The sequence below is a fragment of the Psychrobacter fozii genome (assembly GCF_003217155.1).
In the GTDB taxonomy this organism is placed as follows: Bacteria; Pseudomonadota; Gammaproteobacteria; order Pseudomonadales; family Moraxellaceae; genus Psychrobacter; species Psychrobacter fozii.
In genome coordinates this window covers 57,433-74,360 of the sequence record NZ_QJSU01000008.1, presented here as the reverse complement: position 1 = coordinate 74,360, position 16,928 = coordinate 57,433, and the positions used below count along the sequence as shown (strand labels likewise).

14 protein-coding genes are annotated in these 16,928 nt (G+C 42.6%); 4 read left to right on the top strand and 10 right to left on the bottom strand.

What is annotated here, in order from left to right; genetic code table 11:
• Window positions 1-90: 90 nt before the first annotated feature.
• On the top strand, window positions 91-213 hold the full coding sequence (locus DFP82_RS14895) for a hypothetical protein (RefSeq protein WP_264753840.1): 123 nt from the start codon (window positions 91-93) through the stop codon (window positions 211-213).
• Window positions 214-288: 75 nt separating this feature from the next.
• Here DFP82_RS14895 and DFP82_RS10935 read toward each other — a convergent pair whose 3' ends face one another.
• Genes DFP82_RS10935 through DFP82_RS10925 form a run of 3 tightly spaced genes read right to left on the bottom strand, consistent with a single transcriptional unit; the run spans window position 289 to window position 2,131 of the window.
• Window positions 289-621 (bottom strand): YnfA family protein, encoded by a 333-nt coding sequence (locus tag DFP82_RS10935; protein WP_110923768.1) that lies wholly within the window; start codon window positions 619-621, stop codon window positions 289-291.
• A 20-nt stretch (window positions 622-641) separates the two neighbouring features.
• Entirely contained in the window at window positions 642-1,463 is an 822-nt protein-coding gene (locus tag DFP82_RS10930; protein ID WP_110923767.1) for a PhzF family phenazine biosynthesis protein, read from the bottom strand.
• 32 nt (window positions 1,464-1,495) lie between these two features.
• Complete coding sequence (locus DFP82_RS10925) at window positions 1,496-2,131, bottom strand: DUF7822 domain-containing protein (protein ID WP_110923766.1); 636 nt, start codon at window positions 2,129-2,131, stop codon at window positions 1,496-1,498.
• A 339-nt stretch (window positions 2,132-2,470) separates the two neighbouring features.
• Here DFP82_RS10925 and htpX point away from each other — a divergent pair, with 339 nt between their 5' ends.
• The gene (gene htpX / locus DFP82_RS10920; RefSeq protein WP_110923765.1) at window positions 2,471-3,385 is read left to right on the top strand and encodes a protease HtpX; all 915 of its coding nucleotides are present in this window, start codon (window positions 2,471-2,473) and stop codon (window positions 3,383-3,385) included.
• 43 nt (window positions 3,386-3,428) lie between these two features.
• On the opposite strand, the gene DFP82_RS10915 is transcribed toward htpX, so the two are convergent.
• The 4 genes from DFP82_RS10915 to DFP82_RS10900 all read right to left on the bottom strand — a co-directional run bounded on the left by DFP82_RS10915 (window position 3,429) and on the right by DFP82_RS10900 (window position 9,500).
• Window positions 3,429-4,421 carry a DUF3644 domain-containing protein gene (locus tag DFP82_RS10915; RefSeq protein WP_110923764.1) on the bottom strand — a complete coding sequence of 331 codons (993 nt, stop codon included), beginning with the start codon at window positions 4,419-4,421 and terminating at the stop codon, window positions 3,429-3,431.
• Window positions 4,422-4,578: 157 nt separating this feature from the next.
• Window positions 4,579-6,273: an alpha/beta hydrolase-fold protein gene (locus DFP82_RS10910; RefSeq protein ID WP_110923763.1), complete on the bottom strand. Its 1,695-nt coding sequence runs from the start codon at window positions 6,271-6,273 to the stop codon at window positions 4,579-4,581.
• 437 nt (window positions 6,274-6,710) lie between these two features.
• Window positions 6,711-7,985, bottom strand: a complete 1,275-nt coding sequence (locus DFP82_RS10905; protein WP_110923762.1) for a saccharopine dehydrogenase family protein — start codon at window positions 7,983-7,985, stop codon at window positions 6,711-6,713.
• 258 nt (window positions 7,986-8,243) lie between these two features.
• The gene (locus DFP82_RS10900) at window positions 8,244-9,500 is read right to left on the bottom strand and encodes a carboxynorspermidine decarboxylase (RefSeq protein WP_110923854.1); all 1,257 of its coding nucleotides are present in this window, start codon (window positions 9,498-9,500) and stop codon (window positions 8,244-8,246) included.
• 86 nt (window positions 9,501-9,586) lie between these two features.
• On the opposite strand from DFP82_RS10900, the gene DFP82_RS10895 reads away from it, so the two are divergent.
• Window positions 9,587-10,252 (top strand): DUF924 family protein, encoded by a 666-nt coding sequence (locus DFP82_RS10895; RefSeq protein WP_110923761.1) that lies wholly within the window; start codon window positions 9,587-9,589, stop codon window positions 10,250-10,252.
• A 172-nt stretch (window positions 10,253-10,424) separates the two neighbouring features.
• Here DFP82_RS10895 and DFP82_RS10890 read toward each other — a convergent pair whose 3' ends face one another.
• Entirely contained in the window at window positions 10,425-11,300 is an 876-nt protein-coding gene (locus DFP82_RS10890) for a ribonuclease HII (protein WP_110923760.1), read from the bottom strand.
• A 59-nt stretch (window positions 11,301-11,359) separates the two neighbouring features.
• Window positions 11,360-12,649, bottom strand: coding sequence for a lipid-A-disaccharide synthase (gene lpxB / locus DFP82_RS10885; protein WP_110923759.1), 1,290 nt, complete (start codon window positions 12,647-12,649; stop codon window positions 11,360-11,362).
• A gap of 434 nt (window positions 12,650-13,083) precedes the next feature.
• On the opposite strand from lpxB, the gene DFP82_RS10880 reads away from it, so the two are divergent.
• On the top strand, window positions 13,084-14,166 hold the full coding sequence (locus DFP82_RS10880) for a 3-deoxy-7-phosphoheptulonate synthase (protein ID WP_110923758.1): 1,083 nt from the start codon (window positions 13,084-13,086) through the stop codon (window positions 14,164-14,166).
• Window positions 14,167-14,280: 114 nt separating this feature from the next.
• On the opposite strand, the gene pepN is transcribed toward DFP82_RS10880, so the two are convergent.
• Window positions 14,281-16,923: an aminopeptidase N gene (pepN, locus tag DFP82_RS10875; protein ID WP_110923757.1), complete on the bottom strand. Its 2,643-nt coding sequence runs from the start codon at window positions 16,921-16,923 to the stop codon at window positions 14,281-14,283.
• Between the last annotated feature and the right edge of the window lie 5 nt (window positions 16,924-16,928).

Genomic DNA, 16,928 nt, shown 5'->3' with positions numbered 1-16,928 from the left:
AATATTTGCGTTATTCGTACCAATATATTCCTTGAAGTCTGCTTATTTCGACTTTACGGGTATTGCAGCTTATTTCAAGAGGAAAAAATCATGAGCAAAGGTCAAGACAGTAAAAAAAATGTAAAAAAGAAACCACTTTTGACGGCAAAAGAAAAGAAAGCGGCGAAACAAGCTAAGAAAGAAGACAACGGCAGTATCTTAGGTAAACACTAATAGTAAATACAACAATATGCCAATCAAGCTTAACCGTTTGATTGGCATTTTTTTGTGTTAGCTACTAATTTTTAATTAGCCACTGCGCGGTGCAAACATAATAATCGCCATCCCCAATAGCGCGACAATAGAACCTATAACATCCCAAGTGGTTGGTCGGATACCATTTACCGTCCACAACCATAAAATCGCCATGACTACATATACCCCACCGTAAGCGGCATAGACTCTGCCCACAGCCGTCGGATGCAATGTCAGCAACCAAACAAAGGCGGCCAAACTCAGTACAGCAGGTATCAGAAGCCAGATTGACTTACCTTCTCGCAGCCATAAATAAGGTAGGTAGCAACCGATAATTTCTGCTAATGCGGTAAGCGCAAACAGCCCAACGGTCTTTAATTCTGTCAAAACTTACTCCTCCTCACCCACTACTCTTCAATCGTGATAAATCCAGTCAAATACTGTACGGCATTACCAGAGACCAGCACCCTATCCTCTACAATCACGCAATCGAGTACCCCACCGCGACTGGAGGCTTGATAAGCAACCAATTCATTTTTCTCCAAACGCTCAGCCCACAATGGCGCTAAACCTGTATGCGCCGATCCTGTCACAGGGTCTTCATCGCCACCATTGGCAGGCCAAAAATATCTCGAAATAAAATCGTAATTTTTATAGTCATCTGATTCAGATTGACATGTCACCACCACATCTAAAGGCGCTAGCTGCTTTAACTTTTCATTATCACGTTCTACATTTAGTACATCAGCTTCAGAATGATAAATCACGAAATATGCTTGCTCATTACGATAAACGTCAACCGGAGCAACTGAAAGACCTGCCAACAACTCCTGAGGAATGTCGGTAATCTTTTCAGGCTTTCTGTTTGGGAAGTCCATTTGTATTTTACCAGTGTCTGTTTGCACAACGGTCAAAATGCCAACGGCTTTGGCTGAAAGTTTAACGGATTTTATAGTAGGATTTTTCTTAAATAACACAAAGGCAGACGCCAAGGTTGCATGCCCGCAAAAAGCAATCTCAGTGAATGGTGAAAACCAACGGATATGGTAGATATCTGCATCGTCCGCTTTATCTAAAACTAGAAATGCCGTTTCTGATAAGTTGTTTTCCATCGCAATAGATTGCATCAGCTCATCGGACAACCAACTTTCTGTGATAATAACTGCTGCTGAATTACCCTTAAAAACGCTATCAGTGAAAGCATCGATGACATTTATTTCTAGCTGCATTTTATATTCTCAATTTTATAAGTTTTTAGAGATTAGTCTTGGTCATCATCCTCTCCAGAGAAGTCAAAATACAGAATATTTGACCAAAGTCCAAGGCCGAGATCGTAGATAGCTTGTTCTGGGTTATTCGCGGACAATGCTTTTGGCGGTGTTGAGCGACGACCGAATAGTTTTGCCCAGAAGCCAATAGGTTTAGGCTGGTCGCTCACTACTGGCGCAGGCAATAACAGTGACTGATATGCGGCCTCTATCTCAGGCTGAAGGTTCTGCACTTGATTGAGAAGTGCCAGATTTTGCGCTTCTACTGGCGTCTCACTCATCTCAAAAATCTCGCCACACTCCAAAATAAAATACTGACTTTGGTTCTTAGGCATTTTTAAAAATTCAAGCGCCTCTGCAATTGGAGCTTGAGCAGCAGGTAACGTGATACCTGCTAAGAATGCTTCAAGGTTTTGCACACCGCTTGCATAATCCCCAATGAGAGCAATCTTTTCAGGGTTGTCCCAAATTACTGATAGACAGGCTTGCGGATTACCAGAGAGTAAAATTTTAAAGACGATTGGAATATCATAATTATATTCTGAAATACCAGTTAGCACACGGCTGCTATCATCTTGATTTGGTTCGGGGATAGTGTTGGTCGAATACAGATAACTACGGTTCGCCATAATAATCACTCCAATTTATAATAATTAAATCAATCGCCATACATGCTTTTGTTTACAATAGTATGTAAGACCACCTATTCGATAGTCGATGTGAGCACCATTGTCATTATCCAATATACCCTGATTAAAATGACATGACAGTCAGAATTACCGTAAAATCTATTATATAGTTGAATTCAAATAATTTTGATACAAGGAAGCTGAGTGCAAGTGATACATTAGTATGCTTAGCGAGGATGACGATGTAGCGGATTTATATGGACTTGACTATAGCAAACAAACCTCTTAGAGAGTGCTCTATCGAGGCCATACCGACACTTTACATAGGAAGTTAGCGTCATGATGCGTATTGGATTATTTTTATTAACCAACTTAGCAGTGATTGTGGTATTTAGCATTGTGTTTGGTATATTGTCGAGGTTTTTTGGAATTGGTGGTGTGCACGGTGCAGGTGGGCTGAACTATGTCAGCCTTGCCATTATGTGTGGTATCTACGGTATGGTTGGCTCGATGATCTCGCTATTTCTGTCAAAATGGATGGCTAAGAGATCAACTGGTACAGTAGTGATAGAATCTCCACGCAACGCGACTGAGCAATGGCTGGTCGATACGGTAGCCAGACAAGCACGGGCGGTAAATATCGGCATGCCTGAGGTTGGTATTTTTAATAATTCTCAGCCAAACGCTTTTGCGACTGGCTGGAATAAGAATAAAGCGCTGGTGGCAGTATCGTCTGGCCTACTACAGAATATGAATCAAGATGAGGTCGAGGCCGTATTGGCGCATGAGATTGGTCATGTGGCCAATGGCGATATGATCACGCTTGCTCTCATTCAAGGCGTGGTAAACGCTTTTGTGATGTTCTTTGCACGCATTATAGGCAGTTTCGTTGACCGTACCGTTTTCAAAAACACCAGTAATCGTCCAGGTATTGGTTATTTTATCACCAGTATCGTGATGGATATCCTGCTTGGGTTTTTGGCGTCTGCCATCGTGATGTGGTTCTCACGCTTACGTGAGTTTCGTGCCGATCAAATGGGCGCAAAATTGGCCAGCCGCGAAAAGATGATCAGTGCGCTTGATGCGTTACGTCCTTCTGCACAGCGTCCCGACCAAATGCCAGAGAGTATGAAAGCGTTTGCAATCTCGTCTGGGCAAACTCAAGGCTTTAGTATTGCAAACCTATTCCGCTCGCACCCAACGTTGGATGATCGTATTGCAGCGTTGAGAGAATATAATCCTAGTGAAAGCTAATTATTAGACTTTTTCTGTGAACGATTAAAGGCATAGTTCTAGATTATGCCTTAATCTTAGTGTAATGCTTATCAAATTCTTTCTGAATATTGGGATTGAAAAGCTTCTTTATTCCACCTTCTGGATTTAAAGGATTTAAAACCCTCAAATACGCATACCGTTTATCCTCTTCTAATTCTCTACGAACTCTATGGTACTTAGCATTCATTTTGAAATCAGAATATCTTTTCGTTAATCGTGTACTTAAAGTATCATAATCCCAAGGATATTTATCAGCCATATCCTCTTCAGATAACATTATTGTCGTAGCAGTTGGATCATTGGTAAGCTGAACAGGTAATCCAGAAGTGCTTTTGACTTTTTGAAATTTCACTTCAATTCTCAGCGTAAGATTGTAATCACTTATCTCGCTATCGTCATACTGAGATTCTGAGTTTTTTATATAATCTAAAACTTTCTTTTCACTTGAATTCAATGCCACTCCAGGAGCATCATCAAAATTTCTAAAAAAAGATAAAGGCATCAAGTAAAAATTATATTGCGCTAAAATGTCACCGAACCACGTAGATACTAAATGAAGATAGTTTTGAAGTGAGGCGCTTCCTAATTCCTGAACCTTCATCGATAAAAGAAGGTCATTGTTAACAAAATGGATTGAATTATCTCTAATTTCAGTAAGTGCTATAAGATTGTCACTTACTGCTCTATCAATCTTTACACCATAATCTTCAGTGACAACCCTATATGCTTCGAATAGATTAATAGACATTTCGTTACCTGACCTATTTCGCTTGGGTCGAAGAACTTTAGATTTTTTCCCACTCGTTAATGTTCTAAACTCCATCATATACAGTGATGTCATTTTGTTACTAGCTAGATTAAGTACTTTAGCTTTTAATAGAAGCTCCCATGAATTAATACATAAAACAGAAAATGTCTCCTCACGATATTTAAAGTCAGGTTTATTATATATTTCTATGGCTGAAAGCATAGCTGCAACAGACTTCTCTAGCATTAATCTAGACCTAGATTTCATAGGCTAATCTATCCTTAGAGTATTAATAGTTAAAAAAATACATCGCAATCTTAGCATGTATTGAAAAAACAGAACATATATCGAGATAAAAATATAGCTACAATAATAGCAGCTATCCTGCCATAACCGCTAGGTTCCATAAAATAGAAATACAACTTCATTCCTTAGACCCAAACAGCGATATCAAACCATCTGCTATTATTCCTCGCCAAGAAAAGTAATCATGCCCTGCACCATACTCTTCATAACGAGCGTAATATCCTTTTGCCAATAACACATCACGCAGATGACGATTGGTTCCCAATATACCATTGCTACTACTTTCCCCACGAGCTGTTTCAAACACGCCAGCACTCATAAAGAAACGAACGGGTGCCTTATCCATTCTTATGACTTCAGACGCTACAAAATGCTTATCATCTGCTGCCTGATCTTCTGGCTTCCACCAAAAAGAACCAGACATAGAGATAACATTGCCAAATATATCAGGATGACGTAGTGCGATAGTCGTGGCAGCCAATCCGCCATAGCTCGACCCTGCAATGACCGTTCTATCCTTTGGTATCGCTACTGGCAACCGTTTATTTACTTGCGGCACCAGCTCATTGGCCAATACATCTGCAAATACAGGATTGGCAGGCAATTCACGCGCACGAGCATCACCATCAGGATTACTGATAAACACCGCCGTCACCGGTGGAATCTCACCTTCTTCGATTAAATTATCTAATATCGTTGGCAATCCAACCGTATCGATATATGACTCGGCATCAAAGATATACAACAACACCGCATCGTCTCTATTGTTCTGGCTGTCATCAATAGCAGGAGAATAGATAGTGATGTCTCGGGTATTATCTAATATGCTACTGGTGAATTTAAAAGTAGAAAGCTCGCCTTTGGGGGTTTCTTTTTGCACATCTAACCAAGGATTTTTTGGTGCATCTTTCAATGTGACAGTTGATTTTGTCGCGTACTTATCAATTGCTGAATGAGGCCATGGATGATGATTATAAGGATCTGCCTGAGCCACAGCTTTTATGGCAATTCTACGGGCACGCCCAGACAATGGTAGTTGAGGCACATTGGGTGCTATTTGATAAGATAAATGCGTGTTGTTTGGCACAATAAAGCTTTTGTACCATGTATCAGAGTCCGCCAATCGTTGCAATGCATCATGATTATTGGACGGGCCACCCATTAGCTTGATATTACGATAGTCGCCTCGCGCCAAAAACGTCATCAAGGTGCCCGAAGGTGTCTCTTCGATAAGCGGCGTACCTAATGCTTCTACATTTGCCCAAAAACCATCACTACTTTGTCCTTTTTGCAGTGATTCACGTAATGCCGATACTTTTGGACTGAGTAGCGCATTAGAACTTTCTAAATGACTTTCTAAAGAACCTTCTAAATCCTGCTCCGCTAAACTGACACGTTGTTCAAGCACTATCTGATATTCACCTATGCCAGACAGTCGCCATATCTCTGCGCAGTTTTCGGCCACTGAATAGAATTTTTGCTTGCCAGTTTTATGGTCAATCAAACGGCGCGATAATTTTCCTGTGGCATCGATGATATCCATCGTCATCGTATTATCACCACTGTCAACATATCCGGCCAGATAGTCACCCTTGTCACAGGGTACTTTGATATCTAATGACTTAGACTGTGGCTGTGGCTGTGGCTGTGGCTTGATACTCTCGCTGTTGGAATAACTTAGCTCACCCTTCACAGGATTTCCCACTTTTAACACTGGTATCTCCGAACCAAATGCCGAAAATGATTTCGAATATAACAAACAAGTAAATCCTGCTATAGCCCATTTATTAGAGAAAAAACGTGTGTATGTCATTCATTGCTCCTTATTCTATTCACTGACAAACATCTAACCTCCGCCGTTACAAGATGTTAGGGCGTGTCATCAATTCAAACGAGTGCCCTCTAAATGGGCTAAAAATAGCTAAATTTTGCCAAACATCGTCAAATATCTGGTTAATATCCCGATATTATCTGTGCTATTTTCCTCGTTTGACTGCAATTTATCTTATTTTGATCATCATTTTTAAAATGAAGACACACCCTAGCAAATGATACAAAGCTGAAATACTACCTTATTTTCATTATTAATGATATTGTAAATCATTATCATTTAAGTATTTATAAATTGAATACCTAATGACGGCTTAACACTCTTACAAACCTTTGAACCTAAAATTCTGTAAAAACAAAAAAAAGCCCCTCTGACTCAATAGTGAGTCAGAGGGGCTTTCGGATACAGATTACGACTAACTAGATATCAAACTCAAGCGCTCTATCGCCATTCTCGTCTTTGATACGAGTTGGCAAACCAATCTTATTCAATAGATTGATAAGTGGCTTGGCATCAAGCTCTTCGACGTTGACCATCTTGCCTGCGTCCCATTCACCGGTAGCAACAAGCATAGCGGCCGCGACAGGTGGCACACCCGCAGTATAAGAAATACCTTGGCTGCCCATGGCTTCAAAGGCTTCTTTATGGTCAGAAACATTGTAGATAAATACTTCGCTATCCACGCCATCTATCTTGCCTTTAACCTTGTCACCGATACAAGTCTTACCAGTATATTCTGCTGCTAAAGAACTTGGATCTGGTAGTACGGCTTTCACCACTTTTAGCGGAATGACTTCTTGCCCTTCAGCCGTCATAACAGGCTGCTCAGACAACAAACCTAAGCTTTGAAGCACAGTAAAGACATTGATATAGTGCTCACCAAAACCCATCCAAAAGCGAATGTTTGGCACGTCTAAGTTGGCTGATAACGAGTGAATCTCATCATGTCCGCTTAGGTAGCTGTTTTGCATACCAACCACAGGCAAATCATCCGTACGCTTCACTTCAAACATTTTGTTTGACTGCCACTTACGATCTTGCCAAGAGTAAACCGTACCTGTAAATTCGCGGAAATTAATCTCAGGATCAAAATTAGTGGCGAAATATTTGCCATGGCTACCAGCATTGATATCGATAATATCAATGTCTGTGACCGAGCCTGCATCCATCATGTCATAGCCAAGACGCGCATAAGCGTTGACCATACCAGGATCGAATCCTGCACCTAAGATAGCGGTGATTTTATTGTCGGCACAGCGCTGCTTACGCTTCCACTCATAGTTGTTATACCATGGCGGCGTCTCACAGATCTTACGAGGATCTTCGTGAATAGCCGTATCAATATAAGCAACTTCTGTTTCGATACAAGCTTCTAGCACACTCATATTCAAAAAAGGTGAGCCAACGTTGATGACGATTTGGATGCCTGTTTCTTTTATCAGCTGTATCAGCGCAGGGATATCCATGGCATCGATTTGGTGCGTATACAAAGTCGCTGGCTGCTTGAAGCTGCCTTTCTCTTGCACACTTTGAGCGATGGCATCACACTTATCTACCGTGCGCGACGCAATATGAATATTGCCAAGCACGTCATTATGCATTGCACATTTATGCGCAACCACTTGAGCGACACCGCCTGCTCCAATGATGAGCACGTCTTTTTTGTTGGTTGTAGCTTGTTGGTTTGTGTTCAATGAACAATCCTCCTTTGTGTCCCTGTCGATACCATTGATAGCGGCTATGCAAAACAGAAACGAGTGAATGATATGCGTGAATTAAAAAGGAAGACCGAGGAAAACCCACGCACCCGTCGGGCAAATGCCATTTTTTACCAATGGATATTTGCCCGAGGCGATTATAACAATTTTTTAATCTCTTTTTGGCAAAAATTCATGAATAAACATCAATCTTATTAACAATGTAAATATGAGGCTAATACTCAATTCTGAATATTAAGACAAGCTGGCCTTATAATCCTGATAATCAAATTCACGCTGTACATCAATCGAGCCGTCAAGACGACGAATGACGATAGCTGGCATGTTGACGCCATTGAACCAGTTTTTCTTCACCATGGTATAACCTGCGGCATTACCAAAGGTAATCTGATCGCCTATCTGTAAGTTACTCGGCAAGTCGTACTCACCAAAAATATCCCCTGCCAAACAAGAACGACCATAAATGAGCGTACTATCTACCTCACTGTCGAGAATAGGTTCTGATGTCTCAATCACTGAATGACCAATAGGAGCGATATCCATTGCTGTATTATTGATGGCGGAAATAGGTGCTGACTCGCGGTAAATCAGTAGATCAAGCATGTGCGCCTCGATAGACGCATCAACCACGGCAAGATGCTTTTCATTGTGCATGGTATCTAGTACGGTCGTGACTAGCGAGCCAGCACCATGAATGCTCGCCTCACCTGGCTCAAGATAGACTTGCACGCCATATTGTTCGCTAAATCCTTTTAATCTTTCAGCAAGTTTTTCGAGTGGATAATCAGGCGCGATAAAGTGGATACCACCACCTAAGCTTACCCACTCTAATTGCGCAAGGATATCGCCAAATCTATTTTCAATATCTGCCAGACTTTCACTAAACGCTTCAAAGCTGTCATTTTCACAGTTGTTATGAATCATAACGCCAGTAATGTCACCCAGTACCGCGGTGATTTTATCTTTATCATGCTCACCCAAACGGCTAAAAGGACGGGCCGGATCAGCGATAATAAACGACGAGTTACTGGTTTTTGGGTTTAGACGCAGGCCGACAGGAATGTCTTGTGCACGTGCCTGCTCACCAAAAGCATTAAGCTGCGAGATAGAGTTAAAGATGATTTTATCCGCGTATTTTAATACCTCGGGAATCTCGTTTGCACTATATGCCACGCTGTAGGCATGCGTTTCTTTTTTGTCTTTGCTACTCGCATCATCATTATTGCCAAAAGTCTCATAGCCCAGACGGACTTCATTCAGTGACGATGAGGTAGTACCATGTAAATACGGCTGCATAATATCGAACACGCCCCATGTGGCAAAGCATTTCAGTGCTAATAATGCCTTTGCACCAGACAGCTCGCACAGTCGTGCAATGATTTGCATATTGGCAAGGATGGCCGCTTCATCGAGTAAGTAGTACGGCGTTGGCACGTTGATAGACTGGCTGGTAGATTTGGTAAAAGTTGGATTGGCAGACGATGTATTCATGATGGTGCACCCGATAGCATTTGATAACAGTAGCGAATAATATTTTTCGCTATAGTAGACTAAATTTATCATGATTAGAATAGTTTATGGCACTTTCAACCGACTACTCCACCTCGTCCAGTCAAGCCAACTCGGCTCAATTGGATCCAAAAAATATTGATCTGGCCCATCTAGATCCTAATGCGCGGGCCGTATTGGACTTTTGGTTTGATACAAACAATGAGCAATATTGGTTTGCACAAAATGATAATTTTGATAGACAAATAAAAAATAAATTTGGCGATATCTGGCAAGCAGCCAAACAGGGTGAATGTGCGACTTGGCGACTTTCAGAGTCATCATTAGACAGTAATAGCTCAATCACGGCTTTGGCTGGACGCTTGGCAGAAATTATCGTATTGGATCAATTCTCACGTAACTTATGCCGCGGGCAAGTCGGCGCTTTTTCTCAAGATGGTATGGCAGTCGCTTTAGCACAAGAAGCCAGCCAGCAACCGTATTTTGATACGCTACCAATGGCATGGCGTAAGTTCATTATCATGCCGTTTATGCACTCTGAATCGGCAGTCATCCACGAGCGCTATCTGCCATTATTTGAACAATTGGATGATGCGTACACTTTAGATTTTGAGCATCGCCATAAGAATATCATTGAACAGTTTGGCCGTTATCCTCATCGCAATAACACGTTAGATCGTGAGTCAACTTACGAGGAAGAAGTATTTCTGCAGCAGCCGAACTCATCGTTCTAAGTATTTTTGACCATTTAAACTTTATAGTGGTTAAATTACAAGAGCAAAAAGCCACCTGCTTATAAATAAGTAGGTGGCTTTTTGCATTCCAACGATAATATATTTTATGCTTAGGCTATTTTATAGGGACAGTATGACGGTCAAATTTACTGCCCTTTTCAATACGCCTCCATTAGCTTTCTAGCGCCTTTCTAACAGGTGCAAAGCTACGCCTGTGCTCAGATAATACGCCATAGGTGTCAATCGCTTCCATATGTGCACGCGTTGGATAGCCTTTATGTTTGGCAATTCCGTATTCTGGGTGCTGTGTATCAAGCGCATACATGGCTTCATCACGGCTTACTTTTGCTAAGATACTGCCCGCGGCAATACTAGTATGACGAGCGTCGCCCTTCACCCATGCTTGGCAGTCGATATTAGCCTGTTCGACCCCACATTTAGCAAGCTTAGCAAAGTCCAACTCTGGACAACGATTGCCATCGAACAATACTTCAACTTGTAACGGTTTAACAGCATCTGCTGTCATTTCACAGGCCATGGCAAACTGTTGAGCAACTACTTCTATCAATGTTTCGGTACATAGGCGCATCCCTAGCATGGTCGCTTGCAATATATTGACCTGATCAATCACTGCTGCGGGTATGTCAGCGATGACATAGCCGATTGCATATTGCTTCACCAACGGATAAAGAATGTCACGCTTTTTTTCACTCAACTGCTTAGAGTCTGTCAATATAGATAGCGGCGTACCTGTGAGTGGTTGTTCCTCAATCAGTCCTGACCAAGCGGCAGGCAATATCGCAGCGGCAACATTGACGCTACCGAGCAAAGGCCCACGCCCTGCTTCATCGATGCCAATCTGTAGCATTGGCTGTGTTAAATCTTGCTGTCTATCTACTGAATATTGAGTGAGAAGCTCAGAGACATTGAGTCGCCCGGACAAATGAATGGGGGCTGCCAATTGGATATATTGACCTTTAATATCAATGCTCTCGATACTCACTTTAATTGGTGTCATTGAGCTGTCGGTACTGTGCTGTTTACTCATAGCGATGCGGTGTCTTTTTATCAAAATAGTGGAAATGTAGCGTGCGTTAATCCGCAGTATTATGCTTTATGGTCTTTTTGAATAAACCATTGCTCAACCACACTATTGGCTGGGTCATGGTTACTTTGCTGTTCTAATGACCGTTTGGTGGCGACGAGGTCTTTTAACTGCTCAGCATAGGCCCGCGGTTGCAGTAATCGCATGAGCGTACGGCAAATATTATCCCCGCTTGCCTGCTCTTGAATCAGCTCAGGGACGATGGCCGTACCCGCCAAAATATTAGGCAGCGCCACATACGGCACTTTTACCAAGCGTTTGGCTATCTGATAGGTGAGCTTGTTTAATTGATAAACCACGACCATCGGGCGCTCTAGTAGCATCGCCTCTAACGTTGCCGTACCCGATGCTAACATAACGATGTCAGATGCAGCCATGGCCTGCTGGCTAAATGTCGGTTGGCTGTCATCATATACCACGACTATCGCGGCGCGCAGCTGCTCTGAGCGTTGATCAATCACATCTTGCACGATATATTGATGATTCTGATCTACTGTTGGAATGATAAAACACAGCTTTGGATCTAATAGTATTAGCCTTTGAATACCGTCTAGCATCAACGGTAAAATAGCGGTTATCTCTCCGCGTCTAGAACCTGGCATCACACAAATAAGTTGGCTGACGTCATCAAATCGCTCAATAAAGAACTGCTGCAAACCATCGTTGTGCCAAACTAATTCGCTGCGGCGCTGATTAATCGGTGTCTCTAGTAATGTCTGATCAATGGTGCGTAAGAGCGGATGACCGACACATATCGCCGGGTGATTATGGCGTTCATAAACAGGTAGCTCAAAAGGAAATAAGCACAGCACCAGATTGGTCGCCGCTTTAATATTATGAATCCGTGACTCACGCCATGCCCAAATAGACGGACTGACATACTGTACACAAAACACGCCTTTTGGCTTTAGCTTTTTAGAGACTCTAAGGTTGAAATCAGGGGCATCAATACCGATGAACCAATCAATATTAGCGGCTTTGAATGCGCTCAACAGCTCACGACGGGCTTTGAGTAAATCAGGCAGTTGGCCCATCACCTCTACCAACCCCATGACTGCCAGACGCGACAAAGGAAAAATACTTTGTAGCCCCTGCGCCTCCATCATGCTACCGCCCACACCTACCCAAACAATATCATCACGCAAGTTGTTCATTTGTTGCATAAAATCTGCACCCAAACTGTCACCTGATACTTCACCTGCGACGATACCTATCACTAATGGCGTCGATTTTAACTCAGGCGTCTGCTCTGTGAGTTCAGTATGTTTATCAGGCGTAGAAAAATCTGTCATGACAAGCTCTCGATATTAAAAAACACAATGTTATAAAGAATAAAAAATAATTATTATGAAATAATACTTGGGAAATCTACACTAAAATACGATGATTAATGAGTATTCTCAACACGCACTATTTTAGCGTCCTATCGTTTATGTTGTCATCATACGTGACGATGATATAAATAGCTAAGTTAGCTGATAAAAGTAGCGTGATATACCTATGAAAAATGACTTAAAATTTCGGTCAATTTTTCATTATGGATAAGAATATTAAGCAGAAATCTTACGTCTATTACACTCAACACAAGACTGATAATAAACAAGTATAACTAAGTTTTGTTTTTATCATTCCAGTTATGAGTCAATAAACTCGCCGACTACCCTTGTCAACAGCCCGTTTTGTCCGCATAATGATTATTCCTATAAATTAGCTAGACGATATAATCATGACGACACCAGCTACCCATAATGCAGATATTGATGACGTGAACATTGAACAATTCATCCCCCTAATCACTCCAAACGAGCTCAAAACTGAGCTGCCTTTGTCAGAGAAAGCGTATGACACGGTTTTAAAAGGCCGTAATACTATCCAAGACATCTTGGATGGTAAAGACAAACGCTTATTTGTGGTCATCGGCCCTTGCTCTATCCATGATATCAAAGCCGCTCACGAATATGCCGATCGCTTAGCCATATTGGCAAAAGAAATCGAAGACAGCGTTTTCGTTGTGATGCGCGTGTATTTTGAAAAGCCGCGTACCACTGTCGGCTGGAAAGGTATGATTAATGACCCTGATATGAACGACAGCTTCGATATTGAAAAAGGTCTACGTACGGCCCGTAAACTACTGATTGATCTGAACGAAAAAGGCTTACCTTGTGCCACTGAAGCATTGGATCCAAACACGCCGCAGTACATGCAGGATTTGATTAGCTGGTCAGCGATTGGCGCACGTACCACTGAGAGCCAAACTCACCGCGAGATGAGCTCTGGTCTATCATGCCCAGTTGGTTTTAAAAATGGTACCGATGGCGGTATGACCGTCGCAGTCAACGCTATGCAAGCAGTAAAAGCAGGTCATAGCTTCTTAGGTCTATCATCAGATGGCAAAGTCTCCATCATCAAATCTAAGGGCAACCCTTACGCGCACGTGGTATTGCGTGGCGGTAATGGCAAACCTAACTATGATCAAACAGCTGTCTCTGAAGTTGAAGATGCGCTGGCGGCAGGCAAAACCAGTAGCAAGATTATGATTGACTCAAGTCATGCCAACTCAGGTAAAGACCCATATCTACAGCCGATGGTCATCAAAAACGTCGCTGAACAAATTCAGAACGGCAACAAATCTATCATCGGTATGATGATTGAGAGTCACCTAAAAGGCGGCAATCAAAAACTGACTGCTGATTTGAGCCAGCTTGAATATGGCAAATCTATTACTGATGGTTGTTTAGATTGGGACAGTACCGTCGTTGCGCTACACAACTTACGTGACATGGTAAAAGACGTATTGCCTAACCGCTAGTCGTCATTGTCTTATAGTCAATTGCTATAAGCCAAGCATAAAAAATCCCGTCCGACATAGTAATGTTGGACGGGATTTTTTTATGCTTTCAATTCAGTCAAAAGGTCATTTAACCTACTCGCTCGCTGCACCTAACACACTATTTAAACTCTCAAGCACATGCTTAGATGAGACTTGCTTCTGCAACTCAAGCAACTGATCATGCGCCATCTGGCGATGCGATTCGGCCAATGTATTCCAACGTGCCAGCACTTGCAACAAACGCGAGGCCAAAACAGGATTGGCATCATCTAGCTTTTTGATCACGCCTGTATAAAGACTCAACCCTTCTGCTGTCCACAGCGCTGTTGGCTGTGACGTAAAGGCACTGATGACCGAGCGTACACGGTTGGGCGTATTCCAATCAAAATCAGTATGAGCAATCAACGACTCGATAGTATCAGCCGTGACAGTATCAGCGGACGCTTGCACACTAAACCATAAGTCGATAACCAAATCATTGCTGTTAAAGCGCTCATAAAAATCGGCTAAATAAGCATCAGCACTTGCTACTTGATGATTGACCATCACTTTTAGTGCACCGAAACGCTCTGTCATACAGCTAGCATTGTCATACTGCTGCTGTGCCCATACTGCTGCATCTTCAATTTTGGCCGTTAATGCCATGTCTAACACCACATTACGTAGCGCACGAGTACCACGTGCCTCAGGGCTGTCTTTATAAGACTGCATCGGTAGCTGTTTATAAAGCACTGCCCACTGATCTTTTAAGGTATCTGCTACCAATTGATACAAGCCTTCACGTTGCGCTTTCACCAATGCTGGATCGTAATCTTTGTGAATCGCAGACGCCAACTCTTGTGCTGATGGAATATCGAGCAAACGTGCTGCCAACATCGCATCTTCAGCTGCCAATTCAGGTAATGTCTGAGCCAGTGCGCTTAGATAGACTTGAGGACTGCTCTTCGATCCTTGACCTTGTAGCAGGATACGATTGACGAGCATCTGCGTTACTTGCCAGCGGTTAAAACCATTGGTTTCATGCTTAAGCAAGAATGCCAAGTCTTCATCTTGATAATCATAATTAAGCTGTACTGGCGCACTGAAATCACGCAGCAACGAGACTACTGGCTCACTAGACACGTTTTCAAAGGTAAATGATTGCGTTGCTTGATCGAGCAATAACATACGCTCGGCGATGATGTCGCCAGAGTCTTGATCAAACAGTGCCGTCGCTACCGGAATAGGTAATGGTTTTGGTGCAGAAAAACCACTGACATGGCGAGTTTGCTGACTAAGCGTAATGGTTAATGTCTGCGCAGCTCTATCATAGCTTTGATGGCCAGAGACCACTGGCGTGCCTGGCTGACGATACCAATCTATGAAGTTTTCAATCTTGCTATCAGTGATACTCAGCGCAGATAAGAAGTCTTCAACGGTCACAGCTTGCCCATCATAACGGCGAAAATACTCGTCAGTACCCTTGCGGAAATCATCAGGCCCTAACGTATTCGCAATCATACGGACAATTTCAGCGCCTTTCTCATAGACAGTCGTCGTATAAAAGTTATTGATCTCAACGAAACTCTCAGGACGTACAGGATGTGCAAGCGGCCCTGCATCTTCTGCAAACTGATGCGCGCGCAATGTAGCGACATCATCGATACGCTGTACAGCACGCGACTGCTGATCTGCTGAGAACGATTGGTCACGGTAAACAGTAAAACCTTCTTTTAGACACAGTTGGAACCAGTCACGACAGGTGATGCGATTGCCTGTCCAATTATGAAAATACTCATGGGCGATGATAGCTTTCACACTGAAGCTACGTGAGTCAGTCGTTGTCTCTGGGCTAGACAATACGCAGGCCGTATTAAAGATATTTAGACCTTTGTTTTCCATCGCGCCCATATTAAATTGGCTAACCGCAACGATCATATAACGATCTAAATCGTATGGTCGGCCATAATTGACCTCATCCCACTCCATGGCATCTTTTAGCGCTTGCATACCAACATCGCATTTATCGATATCGGCAGACTTGGCATACACTTCAAGCTTAACATCTCGACCTTCGCTCGTCGTATAAGAGTCTGTCAATACGTCTAAGTCAGCGACGACACAGGCAAACAGATAGCTTGGTTTGTTAGTCGGATCATGCCAGATTGCATAATGGCGGTCTGGCGCATTTACCAACTCACCAAACTCAACCAAATTACCATTGGCCAATAACGTTGGGTAGCGCTTATCTGCTTCTAGACGTGTGGTAAATATCGCTAGCACATCGGGACGATCTGGATAAAAGGTAATCTTGCGAAAGCCTTCAGGCTCACACTGGGTGACAAACATGGTATCGTCACCACTACCTGCCATATATAGACCTTCAAGGGCAGTATTGGTCTGCGGACAGATGCGAACTTGAATCTCTAAAACAACCTCATCAGGTGCATTCGATATTGTCAGCTTGTCATCGTCTTGCTGGTAATGCTCAGCAGTCAGTATCTCGCCATTCACACTAATAGAAATCAACTCTAACGCTTCACCAAATAATACGATATCTCCTGCCGTTTGACGTACCATTTTTAGCGTACTGTCTACCTGCGCAAACTCTTCAAACAACTTTATATTCAAATCAACCGTTTCGACATCAAAGCTTGGTTTTTTATAGTCCTTTAGGTTGATTTTACTCGGTGCTTGCGGTGGCACGTCTGGCATATCAGCATTGATGATTTGAGCATCAGTTTCAGCAGTAGACATATAAA

Excerpts from the sequence above, each read along its gene's own strand:
- DFP82_RS14895 (WP_264753840.1), top strand. The coding sequence starts at position 91 with ATGAGCAAAGGTCAAGACAGTAAAAAAAATGTAAAAAAGAAACCACTT.
- DFP82_RS10930 (WP_110923767.1), bottom strand. The coding sequence starts at position 1,463 with ATGCAGCTAGAAATAAATGTCATCGATGCTTTCACTGATAGCGTTTTT.
- DFP82_RS10925 (WP_110923766.1), bottom strand. The coding sequence starts at position 2,131 with ATGGCGAACCGTAGTTATCTGTATTCGACCAACACTATCCCCGAACCA.
- htpX (WP_110923765.1), top strand. The coding sequence starts at position 2,471 with ATGATGCGTATTGGATTATTTTTATTAACCAACTTAGCAGTGATTGTG.
- DFP82_RS10915 (WP_110923764.1), bottom strand. The coding sequence starts at position 4,421 with ATGAAATCTAGGTCTAGATTAATGCTAGAGAAGTCTGTTGCAGCTATG.
- DFP82_RS10910 (WP_110923763.1), bottom strand. The coding sequence starts at position 6,273 with ATGACATACACACGTTTTTTCTCTAATAAATGGGCTATAGCAGGATTT.
- DFP82_RS10900 (WP_110923854.1), bottom strand. The coding sequence starts at position 9,500 with ATGAATACATCGTCTGCCAATCCAACTTTTACCAAATCTACCAGCCAG.
- DFP82_RS10895 (WP_110923761.1), top strand. The coding sequence starts at position 9,587 with ATGGCACTTTCAACCGACTACTCCACCTCGTCCAGTCAAGCCAACTCG.
- DFP82_RS10890 (WP_110923760.1), bottom strand. The coding sequence starts at position 11,300 with ATGAGTAAACAGCACAGTACCGACAGCTCAATGACACCAATTAAAGTG.
- lpxB (WP_110923759.1), bottom strand. The coding sequence starts at position 12,649 with ATGACAGATTTTTCTACGCCTGATAAACATACTGAACTCACAGAGCAG.
- DFP82_RS10880 (WP_110923758.1), top strand. The coding sequence starts at position 13,084 with ATGACGACACCAGCTACCCATAATGCAGATATTGATGACGTGAACATT.
- pepN (WP_110923757.1), bottom strand. The coding sequence starts at position 16,923 with ATGTCTACTGCTGAAACTGATGCTCAAATCATCAATGCTGATATGCCA.